At 69.4% G+C, this 24,618-nt stretch carries 23 protein-coding genes; 8 read left to right on the top strand and 15 right to left on the bottom strand.

Features of this window, described 5'->3' with window-relative positions; all coding sequences use genetic code 11:
• Positions 1-7: 7 nt before the first annotated feature.
• From HUA74_RS24640 to HUA74_RS24630, 3 genes are all read right to left on the bottom strand, one after another.
• Positions 8-889: a biotin-dependent carboxyltransferase family protein gene (locus HUA74_RS24640; RefSeq protein WP_254625218.1), complete on the bottom strand. Its 882-nt coding sequence runs from the start codon at positions 887-889 to the stop codon at positions 8-10.
• Positions 886-2,172, bottom strand: a complete 1,287-nt coding sequence (locus HUA74_RS24635; protein WP_174456506.1) for a LamB/YcsF family protein — start codon at positions 2,170-2,172, stop codon at positions 886-888. Before HUA74_RS24635 ends, HUA74_RS24640 begins: the two co-directional genes overlap by 4 nt.
• A gap of 209 nt (positions 2,173-2,381) precedes the next feature.
• The gene (locus HUA74_RS24630) at positions 2,382-3,842 is read right to left on the bottom strand and encodes a c-type cytochrome (protein ID WP_174456505.1); all 1,461 of its coding nucleotides are present in this window, start codon (positions 3,840-3,842) and stop codon (positions 2,382-2,384) included.
• A gap of 148 nt (positions 3,843-3,990) precedes the next feature.
• Here HUA74_RS24630 and HUA74_RS24625 point away from each other — a divergent pair, with 148 nt between their 5' ends.
• The gene (locus HUA74_RS24625; RefSeq protein WP_141641605.1) at positions 3,991-5,127 is read left to right on the top strand and encodes an aminotransferase class V-fold PLP-dependent enzyme; all 1,137 of its coding nucleotides are present in this window, start codon (positions 3,991-3,993) and stop codon (positions 5,125-5,127) included.
• A 6-nt stretch (positions 5,128-5,133) separates the two neighbouring features.
• Here the strand turns inward: HUA74_RS24625 and cysK are convergent, their stop codons facing one another.
• A complete protein-coding gene (cysK, locus tag HUA74_RS24620; RefSeq protein WP_141641604.1) occupies positions 5,134-6,057 on the bottom strand; it encodes a cysteine synthase A in 924 nt (307 codons plus the stop codon).
• A 50-nt stretch (positions 6,058-6,107) separates the two neighbouring features.
• A complete protein-coding gene (epsC, locus tag HUA74_RS24615; protein WP_174456504.1) occupies positions 6,108-6,953 on the bottom strand; it encodes a serine O-acetyltransferase EpsC in 846 nt (281 codons plus the stop codon).
• Between the two features lie 310 nt (positions 6,954-7,263).
• Between epsC and HUA74_RS24610 the strand changes: the two genes are divergently transcribed.
• Positions 7,264-8,907 (top strand): AMP-binding protein, encoded by a 1,644-nt coding sequence (locus tag HUA74_RS24610; protein WP_174456503.1) that lies wholly within the window; start codon positions 7,264-7,266, stop codon positions 8,905-8,907.
• Here the strand turns inward: HUA74_RS24610 and HUA74_RS24605 are convergent.
• The 5 genes from HUA74_RS24605 to HUA74_RS24585 all read right to left on the bottom strand — a co-directional run bounded on the left by HUA74_RS24605 (position 8,894) and on the right by HUA74_RS24585 (position 12,716).
• Positions 8,894-9,418 carry a TfoX/Sxy family protein gene (locus HUA74_RS24605; RefSeq protein ID WP_174456502.1) on the bottom strand — a complete coding sequence of 175 codons (525 nt, stop codon included), beginning with the start codon at positions 9,416-9,418 and terminating at the stop codon, positions 8,894-8,896. The two genes, HUA74_RS24610 and HUA74_RS24605, sit on opposite strands and share 14 nt — an antisense overlap.
• A 108-nt stretch (positions 9,419-9,526) precedes the next feature.
• Positions 9,527-10,324 carry an AraC family transcriptional regulator gene (locus HUA74_RS24600; protein ID WP_174456501.1) on the bottom strand — a complete coding sequence of 266 codons (798 nt, stop codon included), beginning with the start codon at positions 10,322-10,324 and terminating at the stop codon, positions 9,527-9,529.
• A gap of 22 nt (positions 10,325-10,346) precedes the next feature.
• A complete protein-coding gene (locus HUA74_RS24595) occupies positions 10,347-10,868 on the bottom strand; it encodes a hypothetical protein (RefSeq protein ID WP_174456500.1) in 522 nt (173 codons plus the stop codon).
• Positions 10,869-10,931: 63 nt separating this feature from the next.
• The gene (locus HUA74_RS24590) at positions 10,932-11,720 is read right to left on the bottom strand and encodes an endonuclease/exonuclease/phosphatase family protein (protein ID WP_174456499.1); all 789 of its coding nucleotides are present in this window, start codon (positions 11,718-11,720) and stop codon (positions 10,932-10,934) included.
• A 51-nt stretch (positions 11,721-11,771) separates the two neighbouring features.
• On the bottom strand, positions 11,772-12,716 hold the full coding sequence (locus HUA74_RS24585) for a LysR family transcriptional regulator (protein ID WP_174456498.1): 945 nt from the start codon (positions 12,714-12,716) through the stop codon (positions 11,772-11,774).
• 70 nt (positions 12,717-12,786) lie between these two features.
• Here HUA74_RS24585 and HUA74_RS24580 point away from each other — a divergent pair, with 70 nt between their 5' ends.
• Positions 12,787-14,151 carry an MFS transporter gene (locus HUA74_RS24580; RefSeq protein WP_174456497.1) on the top strand — a complete coding sequence of 455 codons (1,365 nt, stop codon included), beginning with the start codon at positions 12,787-12,789 and terminating at the stop codon, positions 14,149-14,151.
• A gap of 51 nt (positions 14,152-14,202) precedes the next feature.
• Here the strand turns inward: HUA74_RS24580 and HUA74_RS24575 are convergent, their stop codons facing one another.
• Together HUA74_RS24575 and HUA74_RS24570 are read right to left on the bottom strand one after the other, a co-directional pair.
• On the bottom strand, positions 14,203-14,673 hold the full coding sequence (locus HUA74_RS24575) for an NUDIX hydrolase (RefSeq protein WP_174456496.1): 471 nt from the start codon (positions 14,671-14,673) through the stop codon (positions 14,203-14,205).
• Complete coding sequence (locus tag HUA74_RS24570; protein WP_254625247.1) at positions 14,670-15,833, bottom strand: DUF2380 domain-containing protein; 1,164 nt, start codon at positions 15,831-15,833, stop codon at positions 14,670-14,672. Before HUA74_RS24570 ends, HUA74_RS24575 begins: the two co-directional genes overlap by 4 nt.
• A 771-nt stretch (positions 15,834-16,604) precedes the next feature.
• Between HUA74_RS24570 and HUA74_RS24565 the strand changes: the two genes are divergently transcribed.
• Together HUA74_RS24565 and HUA74_RS24560 are read left to right on the top strand one after the other, a co-directional pair.
• Positions 16,605-17,312, top strand: coding sequence for a DUF2339 domain-containing protein (locus tag HUA74_RS24565; protein ID WP_174456495.1), 708 nt, complete (start codon positions 16,605-16,607; stop codon positions 17,310-17,312).
• 1 nt (position 17,313) lies between these two features.
• Positions 17,314-17,988, top strand: coding sequence for a hypothetical protein (locus tag HUA74_RS24560; protein WP_174456494.1), 675 nt, complete (start codon positions 17,314-17,316; stop codon positions 17,986-17,988).
• Here HUA74_RS24560 and HUA74_RS24555 read toward each other — a convergent pair.
• Positions 17,972-18,985 (bottom strand): serine/threonine-protein kinase, encoded by a 1,014-nt coding sequence (locus HUA74_RS24555; protein WP_217443557.1) that lies wholly within the window; start codon positions 18,983-18,985, stop codon positions 17,972-17,974. The two genes, HUA74_RS24560 and HUA74_RS24555, sit on opposite strands and share 17 nt — an antisense overlap.
• Before the next feature lie 87 nt (positions 18,986-19,072).
• Positions 19,073-20,224, bottom strand: a complete 1,152-nt coding sequence (locus HUA74_RS24550) for a hypothetical protein (protein ID WP_141641590.1) — start codon at positions 20,222-20,224, stop codon at positions 19,073-19,075.
• 270 nt (positions 20,225-20,494) lie between these two features.
• Here HUA74_RS24550 and HUA74_RS24545 point away from each other — a divergent pair, with 270 nt between their 5' ends.
• Entirely contained in the window at positions 20,495-20,965 is a 471-nt protein-coding gene (locus HUA74_RS24545; RefSeq protein ID WP_141641589.1) for a YqaA family protein, read from the top strand.
• A gap of 159 nt (positions 20,966-21,124) precedes the next feature.
• Entirely contained in the window at positions 21,125-22,837 is a 1,713-nt protein-coding gene (locus HUA74_RS24540) for a lamin tail domain-containing protein (protein ID WP_371817305.1), read from the top strand.
• Positions 22,838-22,898: 61 nt separating this feature from the next.
• Here HUA74_RS24540 and HUA74_RS24535 read toward each other — a convergent pair whose 3' ends face one another.
• Entirely contained in the window at positions 22,899-24,077 is a 1,179-nt protein-coding gene (locus tag HUA74_RS24535; protein WP_141641588.1) for an AI-2E family transporter, read from the bottom strand.
• 120 nt (positions 24,078-24,197) lie between these two features.
• Here HUA74_RS24535 and HUA74_RS24530 point away from each other — a divergent pair, with 120 nt between their 5' ends.
• Positions 24,198-24,614: a DoxX family protein gene (locus tag HUA74_RS24530; RefSeq protein WP_141641587.1), complete on the top strand. Its 417-nt coding sequence runs from the start codon at positions 24,198-24,200 to the stop codon at positions 24,612-24,614.
• Positions 24,615-24,618 lie beyond the last annotated feature (4 nt).

The raw sequence follows: 24,618 nt of genomic DNA, 5'->3' as shown, positions 1-24,618 counted from the left end.
ACCCTGCTCAGGCCCCGCCACGAAAGCGCCGCAGGTGCTGTCGCCAGGCCTCGCGTGCTTCGTCTGGATTGACGGCGTGGAACTCGACGGTGGCTCCGGGGCGCCGTGCTCCGAGCCGGCCCCAGTCCGCGCGGATGACGGTGGCGATGAGCGGATAGCCGCCCGTGGTGGGGTGGTCCGGCCCGAGGATGATGGGCTCACCCGACAGCGTCACCTGGATGGCGCCGCGCACCATGGGCCGCGACGTGCTCGCGCCCTCATCGCCATGCGCCAGCGCGGGACCCTGCAGGCGCATCCCCACGCGGTCGCTCGCGCTCGACACGGTGAAGCTGCTTCCCAGGAGCGAGGCCGCCATCAGCGCGTCGAAGCTCTCCGTGTCCGGTCCGAGCATCAGCCGGATGGGTGCCGTGTCATCCCAGATGCCTTCCGCGTCCACCTGCTCCGAGGGCCCTCGCGGCGCTCCCACGGGAAGCGAATCCCCGGGGCGCAGCACGCGCCCTTCGTGTCCACCCAGTCGCGCCACCAGCAGCGTGCCGCGCCCACCCAGCACCTCCGGCACGTCCAGTCCACCGTCCACCGCGACGTAGCGGATGCTGGCGTGCTCCGGGGCGGGCACGCGGAGGCTCTCCCCGTCGGACACCACCTGTGCGCTTCTCCCATCCACCGAGACGCGCAAGGGCCTGCCTCGCGCGCGCAGCTCCAGGGACCCCAGGCACTCCAGCGCCGCCGCGTCCCAGGTGTTGCCCACGGCGCGGTTGGCCAGCGCCAGCAGCTCCGGCACCAGCGCGCCACCGGGTGGGACGCCATGGTGCATCTGCCCCGGCCGCCCGCCGTCCTGCACCGTGGCGGGCCCTCCCATCCCCACGAGTTCCAGCCAGCCCGCCATCATCCCACCCGCTCGAAGCGCACCCGGTCACCGAGTTGCAACACCGCGCCCCGGTCCGGGTGGAAGGCCGTGAAGTCCAGCGCCGTGCCAATCAGGTTCCAGCCCCCCGGTGACGCGAAGGGATACACGCCCGTGCGTCCTCCCGCGATGCCCACCGCGAGCGCCGGCACGCGCATGCGCGGCGTGGGAAGGCGCGGCACGACGATGCGGGGGTCCAACTCGCCCAGGTATGCGAAGCCCGGGAGGAAGCCCACGCAGCGCACCGAGTACTCGCGCGCCGCATGGAGCCGGGCCACCTCGTCCACGGACAGGCCCGCGCGCGTGGCGACCTTCTCCAAATCGGGCCCGTCGTAACGCACGCGCAACGTGATGAGCGTCTGCTCCGGCGGGGCCACCGTCTCGCGCAGCAGTCGCGCCAGCGCCAGGCGGGGTTCATCGGGAGGCGCGGAGGGGTCGAAGTACACGCAGGCGTGTTCCTCGGTGACGACGGCGTCCACCACGCCGGGCAGGGCCCGAAGCACCTCGCGCGCCGCCCGCCGCTCCAGGCTGTCGGGCAGCGTCAGCCGCAGCGCGCCGTCTCCCAGCGGCTCCACGTGGAGCGACAGCGCGTCCAGCGTGGCGCGCACCTCGCGGGCCAGCTCCACCGCCCCGGGCGTGTCGCCATGCACGCACACCGTATCGACGGTGCCCTGGGTCGCCAGCCGCACGGTGTTCTCCCGCACCTTCGCCGCCTCCGTGAGCACCGCACCCGGTTGCCCCCGGGGAATCAGCGAGCCATCCGGAAGCGTGCCCCGGTCCGCGAAGCCCTCGCGTGCATGGGCCAGCCCCGCATTCCTCGCCGCGTCTCGCAGCGAGCCCTCGGCGGGCGCGATGAGGGTGACGCCCGTGCCCAGCGCCTCGACGATTCCCTCCACCACCGCGCGCGCCAGCACGGGCGAGGTGTTGGCCGCGTGGTACAGCGCGCCGTGGAGCTTGGCGTAGACGACCGGCACCCGCTGCTCCTGCGCCAGCCTGGAGAGGCGCGCGCACTGGCTCGCCACCTGTCCGCGCAGGACGTCCGGTGTCACGTCGAGCGCTCTTCGTCCGAAGCCCTCGCGGTCCTCATAGGACGGATGCGCGCACACCCGGGTGCCATGGCGCGCGCACAGCTCCAGCGCTCGGCGCATGGAGGCGTCGTCTCCGGCGTGTCCGCCACAGGCGATGTTGGCCACCTGGGCGAGCGCATAGAGCCGCGCATCCTCGTCGGGCAGCTCACCCAGGTCGATGTTGAGGAGGCACTCCGTCATGCGTCCACGCTATGCGAGCCGCGTCCCGGACGCAGCCTTCTCCCCACGGGGCGGAAGGCTTGGAAGATTACACGCACCACCCCGGGGCAGGGGCCGGTTGGCACCGGGGTGGCACGTGCCCCGGCGTGTCGAAGGACACCCCGAGGAACTTCCACCCCAGATACGTGGGGGCTCCCTTTCTCCGGTCATTTCCCGCGAATTTCAGCGGGTCAGTGGGAGACGGGAGGCAGGGTCGCGGGGCCTCCGGATTTCACCCAGCGGACGAGGGCCAGCGCGGTGGGTACGTCGAGCAACTCCGCGTAGGTGGGCATCGTCGTCCCCGGCTGGAACTGCTCCGGGTTGCGCACCCAGCGCACCAGCTCCGCGTCGCCCCGGCGGGAGGCGCGAGCGAGCCGGTCATGGTAGCGGGCCCCGGGCGCATGACAGCCCGCGCAACCCAGTTGCGTGAAGAGCTTGGGCGCATCCACCCGGGCTGGCACGACTCGAGGCTTGCGCGGCGCGGGCGGTGCGACCTTCGGTGGCGCCGATGCGGAGGCACTGCTGCTCGGCGCCGCCGTGGCTCCAGTGGTCGCGACGCTCGCTGGCGCCGAAGTGGCCTCGGCCGGAGTCGCGACGCTTTGACCGCTCGTTGGAGCGGGCGCGTGGGCGACCTCGCCAGTTGGTGTGGCCTCCTCGGGCGCTTCCACTTCCCGCACGTCCCCGGTCAACGAGACTGGCGCTACCCAGTCCGGGCGGGGCGTCGTGGCGGTGAGTCGGGGCCGTGCTCCGTCCACGGCGTTCTTCCGAGGCGGCATCGAGCGCAGATAGTCATAGAGGGCCTGGGCCTCCTCCTCATCCATGCCGCGAAAGCGGGGCATGGGCGAGCGCAGCGCGGAGCCATCCGGCGCAATCCCATCCCGCACCGCGCGCATGAAGTCCGCCCGCGTCCAGTGGGCGAGCCCCGTCTCATGGAAGGTGATGTTGCTGGAGTGGACCTCCTGGCCCTCCGGGTCCTTGAAGGACATTCCTCCCGAGAAGACGTCATCGCCCTGCGTCTTGTCCGGACTGAAGCCCGGCGTGTGACAGGAGGCGCAGTCGTAGACGTCCTGGGCCATGTACCGGCCGTACTCCAGCGTGGGGCCCTTGGGCGGCACGGGGATGCCGACGACGGGCCGCTGCACCGGCTCGTTGCCGGTGATGACTCGGAAGCCCAGTCCGCCAATGAAGCTGAAGTCGGAGCGCGGCGCGGGAGTCGCGTCCGGCGTGAAGAGGGGATGCCCCGAGCGCATGAAGCCCAGCACCGCCGCCAGGTCCTTGTCCCCCATGCCATAGCTGGGCATCACCATCAGCCGTCCGTCTCGACTCACCGCGTAGCGGATGACGCGCGCCAGCTCCTCGTCCGTCGCCGCGCCGATGCCCGCCGTGGGGTGCGAGGTGAGGTTGGACGAGTGGAAGTCGCCCATGTACGACGGCAGCTCGTGCAGCGGCGCGCCGGAGGCCGTCTCCGCGTCACCGCTCCGGTGACACGCCTCGCAGCTCGCATGGAAGATGACCGCCCCGCGCGCGAGCGCCGCCGGAGAGGTGTCCGCGCGAATGGGCGGGTAGGGGGCCTTGACGGTGCCGGCACAGCCCGCCAACAGGAGGCCCAGCAGCAACGTGCTCCTCACGGAACCGCGAACCTCGCGACGCATGCACTGCGCTCCCCGCTGATGAGGGCCGGAGGTATAGCCCATCCGCTCACCGTCAGGGGAGGGGGCCCCTGATGGCGGGTGAACGCGGGCACGCCTCCCCGCTCACGTCGTCCGCCTGACTGGGAGGCGGGTGGCTAGACTCGGACGCATGACGCGCTCCCTCGAGTCCTACCGCGCCCTCTTCCCGGTGCTGCAAGAGCAGCTCTACTTCAACCATGCCGGAGTCGCGCCCACCAGCCTGCGCGCCGCCGAAGCCGTGCGCGAGTGGATGGACGACCTCGTCTACCATGGCATCCGCCACGAGCGAGGCTGGGAGGCCCACTGCGAGCGCATCCGCGCGTTGGCGGCGCGCCTGCTCCATGCCGAGCCCGGCGAGGTGGCCTTCGTGCGCAACACCAGCCACGGCCTGGGTCTGGTGGCGGAGGGCCTGGACTGGAAGCCGGGGGACGAGGTGGCCGTGGCCACGTCGCTGGAGTACCCCTCCAACGTCTACCCGTGGCTGCACCTGAAGGACCGCGGCGTCGCGGTGCGCGAAATCCAGGTGCCGTCCGGAGGTGTCACCCCCGAAGCGGTGGAGCAGGCCCTGACGCCGCGCACGCGGCTGGTGGCGGTGTCCTCCGTGCAGTTCGCCACGGGGCACCGAACGGACCTGGAGGCGGTGGGCCGGGTGTGCGAGCGCGCGGGCGTCCTCTTCTGTGTGGACGGCATCCAGAGCGTCGGCTGTGTGCCGGTGGACGTGAAGAAGTGTCGCATCCACTTCCTGAGCGCGGACAGTCACAAGTGGATGCTCGGTATCTCCGGCATTGGCCTGTTGTACGTGGCGAAGGAGGTGCTGCCCCGGCTGCGTCCGGTGCTGGTGGGCTGGCGCAGCACCACTGACGCGTGGAACTTCAACCGCACCCACTTCGAGCTGCGCGCCGACGCGGGCAAGTTCGAGGAGGGCAGCGCCGCGTACCCGGGCCTCTATGCGCTGGGCGCCGCGCTGGAGTTGTTGCAGGAGGTGGGCGTGGAGAACATCGAGGTGCGCATCCGGGAGCTGCTCGCATCCCTGGAGAAGGGCCTGCTCGCGCTGGGCTGCGAGGTGGGGCCCGCGCCGGAGCATCGCGCGGGCATCCTCACCTTCCTGCCGCCCGGGGCGCAGGCGCGGGCGCTCGGGGCATATCTGTCCGAGCACCACGTCGCCCACTCCGTGCGCCGGGGGCGCATTCGCCTGTCCCCGCACTTCTACAACCTGCCGGAGGAGATGGACCGGCTGGTGGAATTGGTGCGGGGATACGGCGGCTGACGGCGCTCAGCCCTGGGGCGAGAAGAGCGTGTCGATGGACAGGTAGCGCTCGCCGGTGTCGTAGCAGAAGCACAGCACGCGGCTGCCGTCCGACATCTCACCCAGCTTCTGGTTCACCGCGGACAGCGCGGCGCCGGAGGAGACGCCCACGAAGATGCCCTCCTCGCGCGCGGAGCGGCGGGTGAACTCGAAGGCGTCTTCCTCGGTGACCTGCACGGTGCCGTCCAGCACCTCGGTGTGGAGGTTCTTCGGGATGAAGCCCGCTCCGATGCCCTGGATGGGGTGGGGGCCGGGCTGGCCGCCGCTGATGACGGGCGACTTGGTGGGCTCCACCGCGAGGACCTTCAGCTTGGGCCAGTGCTGCTTGAGCACCTCGGCGCAGCCAGTGATGTGGCCGCCGGTGCCCACGCCGGTAATCAGGTAGTCCAACCCGTCCGGGAAGTCCTTGAGGATTTCCTGGGCGGTGGTGCGCTTGTGCACCTCGATGTTGGCCTCGTTCTCGAACTGCTGGGGCATCCACGAGTCGGGCACCTGGGAGAGCAGCTCGTTGGCGCGGGCGATGGCGCCCTTCATTCCCTGGGCGCGCGGGGTGAGCTCGAACGTCGCGCCATAGGCGGCCATCAGGCGGCGGCGCTCGACGCTCATCGACTCCGGCATGACGAGCACCAGCTTGTAGCCCTTCACCGCGGCGACCATGGCCAGACCGATGCCGGTGTTGCCGCTGGTGGGCTCGATGATGACGCTGTTCTTCTTGAGGATGCCGCGCTTCTCCGCGTCCTCAATCATGGAGAGGGCGATGCGGTCCTTGATGCTGCCGCCCGGATTGGCGCGCTCCAGCTTCATGTGGACCGTGACGCGCGACGGGAACAGCCGGTTGATGCGTACGTGCGGCGTGTTGCCGATGGTCTCGAGGATGTTGTTGACCTTCATGTCGGGCCTCGTCGGGGGCTGCGCGGGGTAGGTGCTTCGCAAAGGCGTCATCAAATGTGGAACTCGATGGCGTCCAGGACGCCGTCGGCTCCACGGGGACGAATCTCGCTGCGTCGGGTGACGACGGAACCCGGAGGGATGCTCTGCGTGAGCCACGCGTTGCCGGCGATGATGCTGCCGTGGCCCACCACCGTCTCCCCTCCGAGGATGGTGGCGTTGGCGTACACCACCACGTCGTCCTCAATCGTGGGGTGGCGCTTCTTGTCCGCCAGGGCCTTCTCCACCATGAGGGCGCCCAGCGTGACGCCCTGGTAGAGCTTCACGTTGTCGCCGATGAGCGTCGTCTCACCGATGACGACGCCGGTGCCGTGGTCGATGACGAACCGCCGGCCAATGGTGGCGCCGGGGTGGATGTCCACGCCGGTGCGCTGGTGGGCGAACTCGGTGAGCAGCCGTGGCAGGAGCGGGAAGCCGAGCATGTGCAGCGCATTGGCCACGCGGAAGATGGCGATGGCCTGGAAGCCCGGGTACGTGAGGATGACCTCGTCCACGGAGCGGGCGGCGGGGTCCGCGTCGAAGATGGCCTGCGAGTCCTGACGGAGCCAGTCGTAGAGCTCCGGCAGCCGCTCCATGAAGCGCGCGGGGATGCTGGCGTTGATGTCCGGGTAGAGGGGCGCGAGCGTTTCGCGCAGGCGGTGGAGGCTGGCCTCCACGGTGGTGACGTCCCGGCGGACAGCGGCGGCGGTACACTCCAGGCGCTCCGCGAAGTGAGGGAACAGCAGCCCAAGGACCTGTGCGACGAACTCGGGGGCCGCCCGGCGCACGTCCGGGGGGAAGCAGTGGCGCTGTCGGGCTTCCAGCAGTGCCGCGACCAGCCTGGCGTTGGAATCATCCATGAACCCCTCCATTTAATGCGGTGCGTGGTGGGGCCGCACCACCTGAATCCCTGGATGGCTCGGAAGTTCGGGTGAGTGTGGGACAAGTGGACAGCGGGGGATGCCGGGGGGCTGCCCTGGCGGGCGTCCGACCGGGGGGGAGGGGGCCCGAGGGCGCGGGGAGTGGCCTCCGGTGACCCCAGGGGGTGCCTGAAGGGAACAGCATCCACCGGGTCGCCCGGGTTTAGGACCGCTTGTCGGGCGGGCGCTTCACAGCGGACTCGCCCCAGGGGCGCTTGCTCGACCTTCTTGACGGCGTGACGATGGGTGCATGAGCCAGGCTCCCTCGTATGTCCATGGCACCAGTGCCACGCCGCTCCTCGGTGAGACCCTCGGGCAGAACCTGCGAACAACGGTGGAGCGCCATGGGGACCGCGAGGCGCTGGTCGTCGTCTCGCAGGGGTATCGGGCCACGTACCGGGAGTTGTGGGAAACCACCACGCAGGTGGCGAAGGGCCTGCTGGCGATGGGCGTGGAGAAGGGGGACCGCGTGGGCCTCTGGTCTCCCAATCGTTTCGAGTGGGTGGTGACGCAGTATGCGGCGGCGCGCATTGGCGCCATCCTGGTGAACCTCAACCCGGCCTATCGCACGGCGGAGCTGGAGTACTCGCTCAACCAGTCGGGCACCAGTGTGCTGCTGTTGGCGCGGGGTTTCCGCCAGACGGACTACCGGGCGATGCTGGAGGAGGTCCGCCCCCGCTGCCCTCAGCTCCGCGTGGCGCTGGTGCTGGACGACGACTGGCAGCTATTGCTCTCCAACGCGAAGCACGTGAGCGAGCACACGCTGGAGGACCGCGAGGCGTCGCTCCAGTTCGACGACCCCATCAACATCCAGTACACGTCCGGGACGACGGGCTTCCCCAAGGGCGCCACGCTGTCGCACCACAACGTGCTGAACAACGGGTACTTCATAGGCGAGGCGCTGCGCTACGGGCCGGAGGACAGGGTGTGCATCCCCGTGCCCTTCTACCACTGCTTCGGAATGGTGATTGGGAACCTGGCCTGCACGACGCATGGCTCGACGATGGTGATTCCGGGCGAGGCGTTCGACCCGCTGGCGGTGCTCCAGGCGGTGCAACTGGAGCGCTGCACGTCGCTGTACGGCGTGCCGACGATGTTCATCGCGGAGCTGGACCACCCGCGCTTCGGTGAGTTCGATTTGACGACGCTGCGCACCGGCGTCATGGCGGGTTCACCGTGTCCGGTGGAGGTGATGAAGCAGGTGCAATCGCGGATGAACATGCGCGAGGTGACCATCTGCTACGGGATGACGGAGACGTCTCCGGTGTCCACGCAGAGTTCGCTGGATGACCCGTTCGACAAGCGGGTGTCCACGGTGGGGCGCGTGCATCCGCACCTGGAGGTGAAGGTCATCAACGCGGAGACGGGGGCGGTGGTGCCTCGCGGGGCGGCGGGAGAGCTTTGCACGCGGGGCTACAGCGTCATGCTGGGGTACTGGGCGAACGAGGAGGCCACGGCGAAGGCGGTGGACGCGGCGGGGTGGATGCACACCGGCGACCTGGCGACGATGGACGTGGACGGCTACGTGCGGATTGTCGGTCGCATCAAGGACCTCATCATCCGGGGCGGGGAGAACATCTCTCCGCGCGAGGTGGAGGAGTTCCTGCACACGCACCCGGGCGTGAGCGAGGCGCAGGTCATCGGTGTGCCGAGCGCGAAGTACGGCGAGGAGGTGATGGCCTGGGTGAAGCCGAAACCGGGCGTGACGCTCACGCCCGAGGAGCTGAGGAAGCACTGCACGGGCCGCATCGCCACGTTCAAGGTGCCGCGCTTCTGGAAGCTGGTGGACGCGTTCCCGATGACGGTGACGGGCAAGGTGCAGAAGTTCCGGATGCGGGAGGTCTCCGTGGCCGAGCTGGGCCTGGAGTCGGCCTCGTCCATCAAGACCGCTTGAGACGGGGGCTCTTGCGCGCGGTCTTCTTGGCGACGGCGGGCTTTTTCGGGGGCGTCGACCTCGTCGAGAGGGACTTCGGCTTCGGCTTGCTTGGGGCCGGGGTCTTCTTCGCGGGGGCCTGTTTCTTCTCGGCAGGGGCCTTCTTCGCTACCGCGGCGGGCTTCTTCTTCGGAGCCTTCTTCAGCGCGGCCCTCGCCGCCGCGTCGACGGCACGGCGAGCCCAGGGCAGCAGCTCATAGGCGTCATCGCTCGCGTCGGCGGGCGGCGTCCAGTAGCCCAGCGCCACCGTCTTCCCGCCGCCCTCGAAGATGAAGGGGCGGCAGCCGGCGGCCTGGAAGTCGGGCCTGGTGACGTCGTCAACCTTCAGGAAGAGCTGTCCGTCTCCAATGAGGCCGAACATCCGCCCTCCGAAGTACAGGCCCCACCCGCCGAACATCCGCCGAGCCTGGACCGGCCCGAGCTTCTCCAGCAACTCCACCACGTACTCCACGAAGCTGTCCGTCCGAGCCACGCTGCTCCTCCTTCACACCACGTCCCGATGAAACGCTGGAGGGATAACATCCCCGCGCGTCTTGTCGTAGGGCATCGAAAGGGGGAGCGTAGCGGAGGTGACGCGCGCTCAGCCGCGCCCGCGTGCAAGCGCCGAGGGCGTGCACCCGAACTCCTGCCGGAACGCGCTGGTGAAGTGACTGTGCGAGGAGAAGCCCACTCCGAGCGCGACGTCCGTGAGGCGGCCTGATGCCTCCTCCAACTCGAACAGCGCGGCGCGCAACCTCACGCGGGTGAGGTGTCGATGCAGTGTCTCCCCTGTCACCGCGTGAAAGACGCGACTGGCGTGGAAGGGGGATGCGTGGACCTCCGAAGCGAGCGCCTCCAGCGTCAGCCGCTCCGCGAAGCGCGTGGCCACTTGGTGTTGCAACTCCTCCGTGAGTTGACGCCACGCGGGCGTGACGGAGGCTGCTCGCGTCCGCTCGGGCGCGGCGTCCCGCACGAAGCGATGGACCAGGGCCAGCGCGACTTCCTCTCGCGCCAGCGGGTCCGTGTCTCGCAAGAGCTTGAAGTGCAGGCGTGCCACCTCCGCGGAGACCTGGAGGACCTGGGCTCGAACGTGCGGGCCCAGCTCCTCCGCCAGCGCGCCACGCAGGAGCAGCAGCGTGCTGCGCTGTGGCTGCTCCCCGGTCGAGGCCATCCAGTACTCGTCACCCGGAACCTGCAGCGCGGCGGTCGTCGGGTCCACCACGCTCCGTTGCCGACCGAGGGTCCGCACATGCATCCCCGCGCGCAGCAGGTCCAGCTCGACGTAGTGCGCCTGCTCCAGCGTCCGAGCCTGGCGCGCTCCGGGACACGTCCACTCGCCCACGAAGAGTTCGGTTCCCTCGACGAGCGGGCGCATCGGACTGGGGAGGTCCCAGCTCATTCTCTCGCCCGCGCGGTCATGCTCAAGGACTCGAGGCGGGAAGCAATTCCGGTGGAATGGGATGCGCCGCGTCCTCCGACTGCCACACCACGCTCGTCACCCACCAGCGCGCGCCGTCGAAGTAGAGCTGGATGTAATTGACGCCCCGCGAGAGCGAGCCTTCTCCGGGGCCCGTCCGCGTCTCGTAGGTCGAAGCCACATGCGCGATGTTGCCGTACCGGCGCGTGACGCGATTGATTTCCCACTCGCGAAACCCGGCGCGGACGAGCGGCTCCGTGGCCTCCACGAAGCCCTGGTGGTCCCAGATGGAGACCTTCTGGCCAATCGACACGAAGTGAATCCATGGGCTGTAGAGCGTCCTGTCGCGTGCCCACTGCCGGGGTGCGTCGGGGGCGAGGTTCACCACTTCGTAGAAGGCCTTCATCACCCCATCGATGGAGGCCACGTCCTCGGGGCGGGCGGGAATCGTCTCCACGGGGACGGAAGGCGGCGCATGGGCGCATGCGGTCAGGGCGAGCAGCAGGCTGAGGAGGGTGGTTCGCATGGACATACCATCGGAGGACCCCCAGGACTGGCGCTATCAGGATCTTGCGCGGACGACCGCGTGTCAGCGGAACGTGGCCACCAGCGGGTTGTGGTCGGACGTGTCGCCCACGTCGATGACCTCCGAGGACACCAGTCGCTCCACCATGCGCGGTGACGCGAAGACGTAGTCGGTGCGGTAGTCGATGGTGACGCCACCCCGGTTGCGCCGCGCCGTCACCCACTTCGTGGACCCGGCCCGCGTCGGCAGCGTGTCCACCCAGCCGAAGTCCTCCACGTCGTCGATGACGTCGAAGCGCGGCGGGTGTCCGTACTTGTCCGTCCCCGCGCGCCGCAGCCTGTCCTCCAGGTCCACCGGGTACGGGTCCCTGCGAGACAGCGAGTTGAGGTCTCCGGCGAGCAGGTACTGCCCGTCCCGGAACTTCGCCGGGTCGATGAGCGAGCGCAGGTAGCGCGCCTCCACGTAGCGGAGCCTCTCGTGGTGCGCGTCGAAGTGCGTGCCGAACAGCGTCACCGGTCCGTTGGCCTCCAGCTCGCACTCGACGATGCAGTGGCCCAGGAAGTGGCGGTCATTGTGGATGCGCAGCGAGCGCAGGGGAGGGCGGCTCACCACCGCGACGTGGTAGCTGCGCCCACTGGGGCGCGAGCGGGACTGACCCAGCACCACGTGCGCGTCGTCCTGCGGCACGTCCAGCGCCTCGGCCACCCGACGCAGGCGCCCGCCGTCTTCCCAGCCCAGGCACTCCTGGAGCACCAGCACGTCCGGTGAGGCCCGGGAGAGGAAGGTGGCGATGTCGTCGAACCGCTCCTCGCCTCCCTGCAACACGTTGAACGTCATCACCTTCAGCGACATGCGACAGCCCTCTCGCCCGTGGGCTCCCGTCACCCGCCCACGCGCGACAGGCTATCGCACCCGCTGCCCCGAGGGCGCTCCTCCACGCCTGCCTGCTCCCCAGGGCTCCGGCATCGCGCGCACGCTCTCCACGATGAACGACTTGAGCTCGCGCGCCGCCGCCGTGAGGTAGCCCTCGCCCCGGTGGACCAGCGCCACCTGTCGCTTCAGGCCGCTCTTCGCCAGCGGCACCACGTCGAAGCCGCGCGCCGCGTGGTCCCTGGCCATCAGCTCCGGCACCAGCGCGATGCCAAGTCCGCGCTCCACCATGCGCCGCATCGCCTCCGCGTTGTCCGTCTCCATCGCGACCTTCGGTGTCACTCCGCGCGCCTCGCACTCCGCCTCCAGCGCGCGCGTGCCGCTCATGCTGGGGATGACCACCCACGTCTCTTCCACCACGTCCCCGAGCGTCACCGGCCGGCTGCTCTTCGTGAGCCGGTGTCCGCGCGGCACCGCCAGCATCAGCACTTCCTCCCAGAGCTTCTGCGACACCAGGTCCGCCCGTCGCACGGGCAGCGACAGGATGGCCAGGTCCAGCGCGCCACGGGCCACGCCTTCCTCCAGCGTCGACGCCATGGCCTCGCTGAGCCGGGGGCGCACCTCCGGAAACCGCTGCGCGAAGGCCGGGATGATGTCCGGTAGCAGGTACGCTCCCACGGTGTGCAGCGTGCCGAGCGACACCGGCCCGCGAGGGGTGTTCGACAGCCGCTCCAGCTCGGAGGTACCCGCCGCCAGGGCATCGAGCGCGCGCCGTGCGTGGGGCAGGAACCGCTCCCCCGCGTCCGTCAGCACGGCGCCCCCGGGCGTGCGAACGAGCAGGCGAGTGCCCAGCGCCGCCTCCAGCGACTGGAGCTGGCGGGACAGCCCGGACTGGGACAGCCCCAACCGTTTGGCGGCCCTGGAGAGGCGGCCTTCCTGGGCCACGCGGAGGAATGCCTGGAGCTGTTCGTGGGTCATGCGGATTCCGCATGGAGTCTATGCGGAAGTTGCGATTTCCGCATGGGGAGCCCCCGGTTACACGTGTGCCATGGATGGAAGCGGCTTGACGGTGGAGCCGGTGTCTTCCGCACGGCCTGGAGCGGCGCGGCGGATGGCCACTGGCGCGGTGCTGCTGGCCCTGGTGGTCAGTGCCTTCGAGGGCACGGTGGTGACCAGCGCCATGCCCACCATCACCCGGGAGCTGGGCGGACAGCACCTCTACTCGTGGGTCTTCTCCGCGTTCCTCTTCGCGTCCACCGTGGGCGTGCTCATCTCCGGGAAGCTGGCGGACCGGCTGGGACGCAAGCCCGTCTTCTTCGCTGGCATGGGGTTGTTTCTCGTGGGCTCCGCGCTGTGCGGGCTCGCCCATTCGGTGGAGGGGCTCATCGCCTTCCGCGTGTTGCAGGGGCTGGGCGCGGGCGCGCTTCAGCCCACCACGCTCACCATCAGCGCGGACCTCTACACGCTGCGCGAGCGCGCCGCGGTTCAGGGGCTCTTCACCGGTGCTTGGGGTGCGGGAAACGCGGTGGGGCCGCTCATCGGTGGATGGCTGGTGATGCACGCCTCGTGGCGCTGGGTGTTCCTGGTCAACGTGCCCGTGGGCCTGTTCGCCGCGCTGCTGCTGTACCTCTCCTATCGAGACCCGCCGCGTCGCACGGACGTGAAGCTGGACCGCTGGGGGCCGGTGCTCGCGGGTTCGTCGGCGGCGATGCTCTTGTTCTCGCTGGAGCCGGGTCACGCGGAGCTGCGCTGGCTGTGCCTGCTGGGCGCGGTGGTGGGGGCCGCGGCGCTGGTGTTCCAGCAGCGTCGGTCGGAGGCGCCGCTCTTGCCGATGGAGTTGGTGAAGGACCGCACCGTGCTCAGCGGAGTGGCGGGAGGCATCGCTGGCGGGGCGTTGCTCTACAGCATGGCCGCGTGGGTGCCGCTGTGGATGACGGAGCAGGGCGGCCAGACGCCCATCGTCGCGGGGCTGACGCTCCTGCCGATGTTGCTGGGCTGGTCGGTGGGCTCCACGTTTGGCGTGAAGCTGCTGGTGCGCGGAGGCATGCGCTTGAGCGCGGGCGTGGGCTTCGCGGTGGCCGCGACGGGGGCGGGGCTCCTGGCGCTCACCGCCGCGTATGATTGGGGCACGCTCCCGGCGCTCGTCTCGCTCGCGGTGCTGGGTATGGGATTGGGGCCGGCGGCGAGCACGTCGCTCATCGGACCGCAGTCGCGCGCGCCCTGGCATCACCGGGGCATCGTCACCAGCAGCCTCTATGCGACGCGACTGCTGGGTGGCTCACTGACGGTGGCCGCGCTGGCGCTCGCCCGAGGCCACTTCGCGCTCCAGTTCGCGATTGCTGGTGCGATGGCGGGCACGGTGGCGCTGCTGCTGGCCGTAGTGGCACCCGGCAAGATGGCCAGCGAGCCCTGAGTTCACCTGATAGGGCGGTAGAAAATCCTGAGCAGGACGCGCTGGTTCCGCTCAGGCTTCGTCGTCCGGCAGCAGCGCCCGGAGAAGCTCGTCGTCAGGGCCGAGCGGGCGCCAGCTAGCGGGAGGCGGATTCGCTCGGAGCGCGACAATCACCCGTCGAGTGCGCTCCGAATAGGCTTCTGGAGTGGAGCCCGACCAGAGGCCAAGCGCCTTGGCGACCTGGAAGCGGGTCACATCATCAAGTTCGGCTGGCCACCCGTTGGGAAGGCCTGCTGCCAACTCCCGCGCGAGCAAGTCTCGAACGAGTCGTGTGACCTGCTTCCGTCGTTCCGCTTCAGTGCGCAACCCGGTCAACACCTGCACCCCTGCGACGTCATCCTTGCCAAGCTCTTCGGCCAGGGCGTACAGCGGGACAGCAGGACGTGCATCCGCGAAGGCGGTCAGCGAGTCGAAGCCACGCTCGCGGACCCGTTCATAGAGGCGGGCCTTCCAATCCCCCTGCCATGAACGTCCGTCGGTCATCGGCTGCGCCCCTTGGTGAACTTCATCGGAATGTCGTAGAGCCTCATGTTCTCCGCGACGATGCTCAGCACCTCATTGCGCGTCAACTTCTGCCCTGCCGACAACTCCGCATCATTCAGGGTGCGCATGATCCTCCTGTTCCATTCGTCGGGCCATATGCGCCCCAGCTTCCAGTTCCCCCCGCCGTGAATCGCCTCGTGGTGGGCCCGTTCCAGTCGAACACAGAACTGGTCGATGTCCAGGTCACCCTTGAAGCCGCGCTGCTCGAACCACTCGCGATGCTCCTTGGGCATGACGTGGTGCTTCGGAGCCTCGGACATGCCCGCTCCCGCTCTGCCCGTCACCTGCATGCCGCGCACCTCGGGACTGTCCCCCAGCGCGTCGCGCACACCCTTGGGTAGGCCTTGGTGGGCCTGCGCCATCATGACCTGACCGCCGTGGATGCGGACGGCCGCGCTCACTGCCGGAACGGAGATGACGCCCGCCTGCACGAGCCTTCGCATCATCTCCACCCACTCAGCGGAGACGACGATTCGCGAGCCCGCCATGACTCCCCCCGAACTCATCGTGAGGCCCACGCCGAGCGTCGCAGGTGTGGCCGGGGGCAGCCGTGGCAGCGACATCTTCAGCGAGGAGATCAGGGTGACCATCTCCAACACCTGCATGGCCACCAGGACCTTGCCTCCATCCTCTATGGCCGACAGTCCATCCGAACGAAGCGTGTTGAACTCCCGGGTCAATGTCCCCATCAGTTCGGGCATCCCGAGTGCCGCCGCCTCGACACGGTCAGGGTCCTGGGAGGCGAGGTCCGCCAGCGCGGTCTCCATCAAGCCCCGAACGCGGTTGAGGTCCACGAACTGCTTCTCGATGCCGCACATGAAACACTCTCGGAGCAAGGCGTCGGAGAGCTGAAGGAAGTCGCCCCAGGTTGCCAGCAGCAGCGTCCCGAACATCGCGGCCTGGAGCTTGGGCCCCGTCATGCGAAGAATCCCCAGCTCCATGGCCGGATCCCCCACCTCCGAGGCCACTTCCGTCAGTCCGGTCGTACTCTCGAGCGCGCCGCGAATCCACGTCGCCTGCTTGTCGCCATGATGGAGAAAGCGCGTGAACACCTCGCCGTTGATGCTCCGGCCATCGAAGCCAGGCCGACGCGTCGCCATCTTGGACAACGCGGACTCGACTCCTTTCAGCGAGCCCTTCGCCTCGTTGATGGAGTCGAGGAGGGCTTGATGCGTTCGTTCAGCGCTTTGCCTTTCGCCCCCGACGGCGCCCGTGGTTGTGCCAGGTCCCGCGCGCGTCGCGTCAGCTCGTGGAGTCGCGTGTCGCCACTGTCGGGGTGTGTAGCTCAGCGTTTCGCCACGCCCGGGAACCTGCGTCACCGAGGATCATCCCGCGGTCAGCAACGCCACGACCCAGAGCAGAGCGTCAACGCGCATCGTCCACCCGCAGGCCCATCGAGGCGAAGGCCCCCGGTCGCAACGGGACCTTCAGCGCGGGCAACAGCAGCGTGTCCCTCCCCAAGTCTTGGAAGAATTCGCAGGAGGTCTCGCCATTCGTGAATAGGACAACGCTCCCAGAGGGATGGGGCATGGGCAGGAATCTCCGAGCGCCGCGCGAGAGGGGTTCGCGCAAAGGCAGACTCAAGGTACTGCCAGCCCGTCTGGACTTGAACGACGTGGTGGGTCCAACAACCATGAAACCGAAGCGCAAGAGGGCCACCGAACTGGGGCAAACTCAGTTCAGGGAAAAGAGCCGTGAGCCGGTAGCGCTCGTGCGCGCTGTGCAGCGGCCTCCCCACGGTGTGCCGCGCGCTGCACACCGTGAGCCCGCCCCACCGCGCAAACGTGCGTGATGCCGTGCGTCAGCGGTTGGCAGGTCCGATGCAATCGGAGCCTCCCCACACGCCACGGGTTGGCGGTGGAGGATTGGCGATGACGGAGATGATGGCGAAGTGGGACGTGAAGGTGTTGGGTGGGCTCGGCGGCGTATTGCTGGCCCTGGCCGCTGTGTTCCTCTGGCGGGACCTCCACATGCCCGTGGAGGCGCTCCTCATTCTGGCGGCGGTCGCGACGCTGGCCCTGGGCTTCCTGGCGGTTCCTCGCGGAGGACTGCTGATCTTCCCCATCGCCGTGCTCGCCACCTCCGTGACAGGAGGCCTGTGGTACGCGGCGACGAAGCAACCCTTGTTGCTCGTGGGACTCGCGCTGACGTTCATCGCGTCCGTCATCATGTTGCCGCGCTCGCTGCGTCGCGGTGACACGCAACTGGAGCGAATCCGTGACGTGCTCGTCTGGTTCGGCCTCACCGCCGCGACCATCGCCACGTCGTGGACCTTCTACTTCCACTTCCTCACCCTGGGCGTCGCGGAGGACCACATCGCGCGTCGGCTCGTGCTCACGCTGGGCTGGCTCGTCATCGGCGTGGTGCTGGTGTTCCTGGGCCGCAAGCGGGGCGCTCCCGTGATTCGCGACGCGGGCTTCTGCTTCGTCGCCATCTCCGTGGGCAAGACGCTCCTCTATGACACCGCCCACCTCGACGGCTCCCTGCGCGTGGCGGGGCTCGCCGCGGCCGGTGCGCTGATGCTCGGCACCGCGTGGCTCTCGGCGCGGTCGACCCCGGCCACTCCCCGGAGCTCGTGACATGGGGCCCCTGCTCTCCTGGATGGGCGCGCTGTGGCTGACGCAGGCGACGCCTGTTGCGTGCTGGTCGCATGAGGACCCGACTCCGGGCTGGAAGCGCGTGGAGCTTCCTGCGTCCGCGCCCCAACTGGCCGCGCCGGCGGACGTGGACCAGTTCCGCTCGGGTGAGCCCGTCCTCGTCCGGGAGGCCAACGTGGGGACGTACTTCGGCGGCCAGCACGTGGGCACGGGCCGCATGGCCTTCCGCTTCCAGGTTCAGCCCGGCACGACGCGCCTGGAGCTGGACTTCCTCGGCTCGTTGCGCGGCGCCAAGGTGGATGCCACCGCCTACGTGGGGCCTCGCCCCCTGCACCTGCTCGACGAGCGACGCATCCCGGGTTCAAGCCTCATGCTGGAGTGGGGCTCGGAGGAGGTGGGCGCGGTGGTGGTGGAGGTCCACTACCACCTGCGCGAGCGGCCCGTGGTGCAGTCCTGGTGGGCGACCCGCCGCGTCTGGCCCGAGCGGGATGCCGCGCTCCCCGGCGAGTTCAAGGCCGCGCGCTCGCTCTATTTCTTCCACCCTGGCGGAGGCCGCGTCCTCACGCTGTGCCAGCAACCGGACCTCATCCCGCGCACGTCCCGCTGGCCCCAGTTGGGACTGCGACTCGTCACCGTCGCGCTCAAGCCGACTCCTTGAGCGCCCAGGGCCACAGCTTCGCCAGCGCGGAGCGCAGCTCACCCGCGCTGGCGTAGCGGTCCTCGGGCCGCTTCTCCAGGAGCTTCAACACCACGCGCTCGAACGGGCCGGGCAGGCTCGGGCGCAACGTGGTCGGCGGCACCGGAGCCTGCTGCACGTGCAGGAACATCAACGGCACGGGCTCGGTGTGACGGAAGGGGAGCTGTCCCGTGCACAGCTCGTAAGCCACCACGCCCAGCGCGTACAGGTCCGTGGTGGGCGACAGCGGAGGACTGCCCATCACCTGCTCGGGCGCCATGTACTCCGGTGTTCCGAGCACCGTGCCCTGCGCCGTCGTCCCCACCACATGGGTGCTCTTGGCGAGGCCGAAGTCCATCAGCTTCAGCACGCCCGCACGGGTGATGAAGAGATTGGCGGGCTTCACGTCCCGGTGCAGCACTCCCCGGCCATGCGCGTGCTCCAGCGCGACGGCCGCGTGCGTGAGCCAGCGCAACGTCTCCGCGAGCGTGGGCCGTCGCTCCAGCATCCGCTGGCGCAGGTCCATGCCGTCGAGGAGCTCCACGGTGAGGAAGTGCCGGTCTCCATCCAGGCCCACGTCGAAGACGCGCAGGATGTTCACGTGCTCCAGCGCCCGCGCGTGCTCCACCTCCTGACGGAAGCGCGCCACCGTCGACGGCTCCGCATGCGGTGTCGCAAGCACCTTGAGCGCCACCCGCTGGCCCTGGCGCAGGTCCTCCGCCTCGTACACCGTGGAGCTGCCTCCGGCGCCGAGCCAGCGCTCCACCCGGTAGCGCCCGCCCACGAGCTGTCCTGGCACCAGTCCGCGCACCGTCGCGGCCGGAGCAGGCGCGGGCGTGGGGATGCCTTGCAGCCACGTCCCGTGCGGTGACATGGGCGTCACCGCGCGCAGCGTCTCCGCCAGCGACACCGGAGGCGGGGGCGTCACGGGCGCGAGAGTCGGTGTCCGCGCCACCACCGCCGCGGGTTCCAGGGACATCCCTCCGAGGTACACCACGCCTCCGGAGTCTTCTTCCGTCGAGCCCACCGCGCCTCCCTCGGTGTCCGTTGGCCCCGTGCTCTTCGCTCAGGGGTCCAACAGCGAGATGTGCGACGGCGCTCCCGCGCCTTCGATGTCCAGGTGCGGCGTGGGCAGGTTGTACTCGGCGGCGGCGCTGGTGGCCTCCACCATGATGGGCCCCGCGATTTCTGGCGGCTCGCCTTTGCACAACACGTCCACCACGTGCTCCACGGTCCACTTGCCCAGCCGGTTCACGACCAGGCGATTCCCGTCGAACGTCGACGTGTCCGACAGGTCCTCGCTGGCCCCGAGCTTCACGTCCACCGAGTCGCCCAGGTAGCCCCGTGCCAGCGCCAGCACCCGGTCCACCACCGAGTTCCACGCCTGGAGATGCGTGCGGTCCTGCGCCTCGTCCATGATGTCCAGACCCACCTGGAGCTTCTCCATGCGCTCCAGGAACTGCTGCACCAGCGGGCCTCGGATGACGCGCCCGTGCTGCGGCGCGATGATCTCCACCGCCGGAGTGAGCTTGCGGATGGTGGCCACCACGCGGGCCAGGGCGGCGTTCACCGGCATGTAGATTTGATGGAACGCGCGGATGCCCGACCAGTCTGACTCGTCCGCCCACAGGCCCTTCGCGTTGGCGTCGGTGAGGCCGCCGAACAGGTCACCCGTGAAGAGCACCCGCGTCTGCGGGTCATAGAGCATCACCGCGCCCCGGAAGTGGCAGAAGGGCGAGGGCACCGGCAACAGCTTGTGCCCGGTGGGCACGCTCAGTCCCTGCGCGAACTTCTCCGTGGGGATGAAGCGGTTGCGCGGCAGGTTCTGGTGGACGATGAGCCGCCAGGTGTCCTCCGAGCACAAGAGGCCCGCACGAGGAGCATACCGCGCGGAGATGATGCTCGCGGACGAGCCCACGTCCGGGTCCTGGTGGTTGATGAACAGGGCCGACAGCCGCTCCATGCCACCGATGAGCGACGTCACCTTGGTGTGGATGGTGGAGAAGTCGCTGCTGGAGCCCGGGTCGATGAGGAGGTTGAACTCCGACGCCCGCTGCGTCTTCGTGTCCGTGCCTCGGAACCGTCGGAGGTAGGGGTTGGCGTAGAAGATGTTCCCGGGCTCTCGCTTGCCCACCCAGAACGTCTCGGGGGCAATCTCCACGGGAACGATGCGGAGGTCGTTGCTCAGGCCCGGGGCGGGGAGGTCGCTGCTGCTCATGACGCGGAGGTCCTTCGCGGTGGAGTGAGGTCCCCCGGCCCATAGCAAGGGGTGCGCCGCGGCCCGTGTCCCCTCGGGATGCGTGGCGTGGGCGCTCGTCGCGCGCAAGGTCTGCGCACCGCGGCATGCCCGCGCAGTTCATGCGGGGGGCCGCGAGCCTCGCGGTGCGTCGAGCGCTCGCACGCGAGGTGGGAGCAGGCGGCTTCGAGGTTTTCGCGCGTCCGCTTCCAGGCGCGTGGCACACTGCTGGGGCCGCTCGCACCCACCACCATGCCCGACGCAGCCATTCTCTCCACCTGGGGGCTCCCAGGTCTCTTCCTCGTCGCGATGCTGGCGGGTTCCGTGGTGCCGGTGCCGTCCGAGGCGCTGCTCGCCGCGCTCATCTATGGCGGCACGCCGCCGATGCTGGCCACGGCAGTGGCGACCGTGGGCAACGTGCTGGGCGCGCTGTCGCTCTACGTGCTGGGTCTGTGGGTGGCGCGCGGCGGAGGCGGTCCGCTGGGTCGCTGGTATGCACGTCGGCGCGCCAGCGAGGGCCCGCGCATGCAGAAGGTCGAAGCGCGGCTTCGCACCTGGGGCGCGCCCGCGTTGGTGATGTCGTGGGTCCCCATCATCGGTGACGCGTTCGTCATCGCCGGAGGCGTGGTGGGCGTGAAGCCCCTGCCTTTCGTCGTGTTCGTCACGCTGGGCAAGGGCCTGCGCTACGTGTTCGTCGCCCTGTCCACCGCCGCATCCCTGTAGGGCGATGCCGCGTCATGTTTCAATCGTGTTTCACGCGCCTTCCTTGCGCGACATCCGGATAAGTTGAGGCTGTGGCCTTGGGTGCGGATTGCCTGGACCACCCGTTCAGCAGTCGTTGCCGACCTCAACAGCTCCCGCTCGGGAGCAGGACCGGACTTCGTGCGAAACAACCTCGCCGTACCAACGCGTGTGCTGTCGTCGTGGCGCTACTGGCTCGTGGCGCTCTTCCTGGGACTCGCAGCTTGCGGTGGCGAGGGCGTGGAGCCCACCACTGGGGAGTCCTCGCTCGGTGAGCGCCAGGACTCGCTGGCCAACGTGCGCATCCGGGTGATGGCCGCGAACATCTCCAGTGGCAACGGGCAGGACTACGACCCGGGCCACGGCATCCGCATCTTCCAGGGCACGGACGCCGACATCGTGATGATTCAGGAGTTCAACTACCTGACGGACTCCGCCGCGGACATCCGGACCTTCGTGAACACGGCGTTCGGCGCGGGCTTCTCGTACTACCGCGAGGCCGGCGCGCAGATTCCCAACGGCATCATCAGCCGCTACCCCATCATCGCCTCGGGCGAGTGGGATGACCCGCAGGTCACCAACCGCGACTTCGCCTGGGCGCGCATCGACATCCCGGGGCCCAGGGACTTGTGGGCGGTGAGCGTGCACCTGCTGACGTCGAACGCCAGCACGCGCAACACGGAGGCGGCCAGCCTGGTCAGCCGCATCCAGGCCAACATCCCCACGGGGGACTACCTGGTCATCGGCGGCGACTTCAACACCAGCAGCCGCTCCGAGGCGAGCTTCAGCACCTTCTCGCAGGTGGTCTCCACGGCCAGCCCCTACCCGGCGGACCGCAATGGCAACACCAACACGAACGCGGGCCGCAACAGCCCCTATGACCACGTGCTGGTGGACAGTGATTTGCGGCAGTACCAGACGTCGGTGGTCATCGGGAGCAGCTCGTTCGCCAACGGCCTCGTCGTGGACACGCGGGTGTACTCGCCCATCGGCGACCTGTCCCCCGCGCTCGCGGGCGACAGCGGCGCGACCGGCATGCAGCACATGGGCATCATCAAGGACTTCCTCGTTCCCGGGGACTCGGTGGCGTCCAGTGTGACGGTGACGTCGCCCAACGGCGGGGAGAGCTGGACGACGAGCAGCGCGCGGACGATTGCGTGGACGTCGTCGAACGTGACGAACGTGCGGGTGGAGTACACGCTGAATGGCAGCACCTGGACGACGCTGTCGTCGAGCACGCCCGCCTCGGCGGGGAGCCTGTCGTGGACGCTGCCGGCCACCGCGAGCACCACCGCGCGGGTGCGCGTGACGGACACGTCCGACGCCAGCATCACGGATACCAGCAATGCGACGTTCTCGATTGCCACGGGCGGCGGTGGCGGCACGGGCACCCTCATCATCAACGAGGTGCTGGTGAACGAGGCCGGCTCCGACGTGAATGGCGAGTTCGTGGAACTGGTGAACACGGGCACGGCGGCGCTGAGCGTGGCGGGGTGGACGGTGTCCGACTCCGCCAGCGTGCGGCACACGTTCCCCAGCGGCACCTCGGTGCCCGCGGGCGGCGTGCTGGTGGTGTTCGGCGGCGCGGCGGGAATCCCCTCGGGCACTCCGGGTGCGGTGGCCGCGACCACGGGCACGCTGGGCCTGTCGAACAGCGGTGACACCGTGACGGTGAAGAACGCGTCCGGCACGGTGGTGGACACGGCGACGTTGTCTTCCACCATGGCGGGCACCGACGGCGTCTCCGCGAACCGCAGCCCGGACGTGGGCTCGAGCGCGACGTTCGTGCTGCACACCAGCCTGTCCAGCCTGTCGACCTCGCCGGGTCGGCGCGCGAGCGGCGCGTCGTTCTGATGTAACCCTGGCACCGCGCTCCTGGCTCCTGCTTCAGGCGGGAGGCAGGAGCGCGGGTGCCTCAGTGACTTTCGCGGACCGTCGACGTGAGCGCGCCTTCCGGGCTCGAGGTCTTCGTCGACAGTGCAGCGTCTGGACCGCGCCCATCGCTGGGGCCGGGCGTCGTCGGGCTGTCGGGGCCTGGGTGGTTGCGGCCGTAGTCGCGCTCGTGGATGCGGACCAGGGCCAGGAAGAAGGCGACGATGAGCGGGCCCAACAGCAGGCCCACCGTGCCGAACGCCGCCAGGCCGCCGAGCAGCGAGAAGAAGACGATGGCCCCGTGCTGGTGCATGCCGCGCTTGGCGAGCAGCGGCTTGACGATGTTGTCCACCAGGCCCACCACCACTGTGCCCCAGATGGCCAGGAACAGCGCGGCCCAGGGGTGTCCGCTGAAGAACATCAACGCCGCGGCCACCAGCACGACGAGGGCGGCGCCCACGGCGGGGATGAGCGCCAGGAAGAAGGCGACGCCCGCGAAGAACAGGGGCGCGGGAACTCCCGCGAGCAGGAAGCCGATGAGCGCCGCGAACGCCTGCACGCCCGCCGTGGCGAGCGACGACAGCAGCACCGCGCCCGACACGCTGCGGAACTCGCGCATGATTTCCAGCGTCTCGCCGCGCCTGAGCGGGGACACGCTCTCTATCCACTGCACCAGCTCTCGCCCATCCGTGAGGAGGAAGAAGAGGGCGATGAGCATCATCACCGTCTGGAAGGCGATGGAGCCCGTGGCCGCCACCGCTCCCGTCACCGCGCGCGCGGCCGTTCCGCCCTGGCTGCTCACCTGCTCCTGGAGCTTCTCGTCCAGTTGCGCTTCCTCCAGGGGGAGCCGCTCCATCAGGCGCTCCACGCCCTTGCGGACCGGCCCCGGCAGCTTCTGCACCAGGCCTTCCACGCCCTCCTGCTGCACCGTCTTGGTGACGAACTGCGCACCCGACGACACCTCGGCGACCACGAAGGCCGTGAGCCCTCCCAGGGGCAGCAGCAGCGCGAGGACGACCATCGTACAGATGAGTCCGGCGGAGATGTTCTTGCGCCCGCGCAGCTTGCGCGTCAGCCGGCTGTGGATGCCGTAGAGGGCTCCGGCCAGCACCGCGGCCAGGAAGATGCCCTTGGCGAAGGGCTGGATGACCAGCGCCAGCAGCACGATGGACAGCAGGATGAGACCGGTGAAGACGCGCCGGGCGGTCTGCTCGGATGCCATACCCGTGAAGTTAGGGCGGGTTCCCCAGGAGGGAAGGGGGGAGCGGCCCCCATGGCTGCCCGCCCGGTCTCCAGCGGAGAAGACTTGGGCCCGGGCCCCAGGCGGCTAGAGTGCCGCGCCATGCCGGCTTTTGAATCGACTCAGTTCACCGCGTGGCTGCTCCAGGCGCTGTGCTCCGCCTTCCTCGCCATCCTGTTCCTCCAGTCCGGGCTCGACAAGGTCATCGACTGGAAGGGCAACCTGGGCTGGCTCACCGGTCACTTCGCCAAGAGCCCCCTGCGGGGTGTCGTCCCCTTGATGCTCGGTGTCATCACCCTGATGGAGCTGGCCGCGGGCGCGCTCAGCGCCGCCGGACTGGTGGCGCTCGTCGCCACGGGCAGCGCGACCCTGGCCTTCTGGGGCGCGCTGGTGTCGGCGGTGTCGCTGGTGGGCCTGTTTTTCGGTCAGCGCATGGCCAAGGACTACGCGGGCGCGGGCGGCCTGGTGCCGTACTTCCTGCTGTCGCTCGCGGCCATCTACTTCACGCGCCTGGGCTGAGGCT

It is taken from the genome of Myxococcus sp. CA051A, from assembly GCF_013336705.1.
Taxonomy (GTDB): Bacteria; Myxococcota; Myxococcia; order Myxococcales; family Myxococcaceae; genus Myxococcus; species Myxococcus llanfairpwllgwyngyllgogerychwyrndrobwllllantysiliogogogochensis.
The sequence above is the reverse complement of the archived record's forward strand: the minus strand, read 5'-3'. Positions and strand labels throughout refer to the sequence as shown.

What these genes read in the sequence shown, in the direction of transcription:
- HUA74_RS24585 (WP_174456498.1), bottom strand. Translation starts at nt 12,716, where the DNA reads ATGACCCACGAACAGCTCCAGGCATTCCTCCGCGTGGCCCAGGAAGGC.
- HUA74_RS24565 (WP_174456495.1), top strand. Translation starts at nt 16,605, where the DNA reads ATGACGGAGATGATGGCGAAGTGGGACGTGAAGGTGTTGGGTGGGCTC.
- HUA74_RS24535 (WP_141641588.1), bottom strand. Translation starts at nt 24,077, where the DNA reads ATGGCATCCGAGCAGACCGCCCGGCGCGTCTTCACCGGTCTCATCCTG.
- HUA74_RS24545 (WP_141641589.1), top strand. Translation starts at nt 20,495, where the DNA reads ATGCCCGACGCAGCCATTCTCTCCACCTGGGGGCTCCCAGGTCTCTTC.
- HUA74_RS24555 (WP_217443557.1), bottom strand. Translation starts at nt 18,985, where the DNA reads ATGTCCCTGGAACCCGCGGCGGTGGTGGCGCGGACACCGACTCTCGCG.
- HUA74_RS24575 (WP_174456496.1), bottom strand. Translation starts at nt 14,673, where the DNA reads ATGACCGACGGACGTTCATGGCAGGGGGATTGGAAGGCCCGCCTCTAT.
- HUA74_RS24635 (WP_174456506.1), bottom strand. Translation starts at nt 2,172, where the DNA reads ATGACGGAGTGCCTCCTCAACATCGACCTGGGTGAGCTGCCCGACGAG.
- cysK (WP_141641604.1), bottom strand. Translation starts at nt 6,057, where the DNA reads ATGAAGGTCAACAACATCCTCGAGACCATCGGCAACACGCCGCACGTA.
- HUA74_RS24530 (WP_141641587.1), top strand. Translation starts at nt 24,198, where the DNA reads ATGCCGGCTTTTGAATCGACTCAGTTCACCGCGTGGCTGCTCCAGGCG.
- HUA74_RS24590 (WP_174456499.1), bottom strand. Translation starts at nt 11,720, where the DNA reads ATGTCGCTGAAGGTGATGACGTTCAACGTGTTGCAGGGAGGCGAGGAG.
- HUA74_RS24625 (WP_141641605.1), top strand. Translation starts at nt 3,991, where the DNA reads ATGACGCGCTCCCTCGAGTCCTACCGCGCCCTCTTCCCGGTGCTGCAA.
- HUA74_RS24550 (WP_141641590.1), bottom strand. Translation starts at nt 20,224, where the DNA reads ATGAGCAGCAGCGACCTCCCCGCCCCGGGCCTGAGCAACGACCTCCGC.
- epsC (WP_174456504.1), bottom strand. Translation starts at nt 6,953, where the DNA reads ATGGATGATTCCAACGCCAGGCTGGTCGCGGCACTGCTGGAAGCCCGA.
- HUA74_RS24560 (WP_174456494.1), top strand. Translation starts at nt 17,314, where the DNA reads ATGGGGCCCCTGCTCTCCTGGATGGGCGCGCTGTGGCTGACGCAGGCG.
- HUA74_RS24610 (WP_174456503.1), top strand. Translation starts at nt 7,264, where the DNA reads ATGAGCCAGGCTCCCTCGTATGTCCATGGCACCAGTGCCACGCCGCTC.
- HUA74_RS24640 (WP_254625218.1), bottom strand. Translation starts at nt 889, where the DNA reads ATGATGGCGGGCTGGCTGGAACTCGTGGGGATGGGAGGGCCCGCCACG.
- HUA74_RS24630 (WP_174456505.1), bottom strand. Translation starts at nt 3,842, where the DNA reads ATGCGTCGCGAGGTTCGCGGTTCCGTGAGGAGCACGTTGCTGCTGGGC.
- HUA74_RS24600 (WP_174456501.1), bottom strand. Translation starts at nt 10,324, where the DNA reads ATGAGCTGGGACCTCCCCAGTCCGATGCGCCCGCTCGTCGAGGGAACC.
- HUA74_RS24570 (WP_254625247.1), bottom strand. Translation starts at nt 15,833, where the DNA reads ATGGCGACGCGTCGGCCTGGCTTCGATGGCCGGAGCATCAACGGCGAG.
- HUA74_RS24580 (WP_174456497.1), top strand. Translation starts at nt 12,787, where the DNA reads ATGGATGGAAGCGGCTTGACGGTGGAGCCGGTGTCTTCCGCACGGCCT.
- HUA74_RS24595 (WP_174456500.1), bottom strand. Translation starts at nt 10,868, where the DNA reads ATGCGAACCACCCTCCTCAGCCTGCTGCTCGCCCTGACCGCATGCGCC.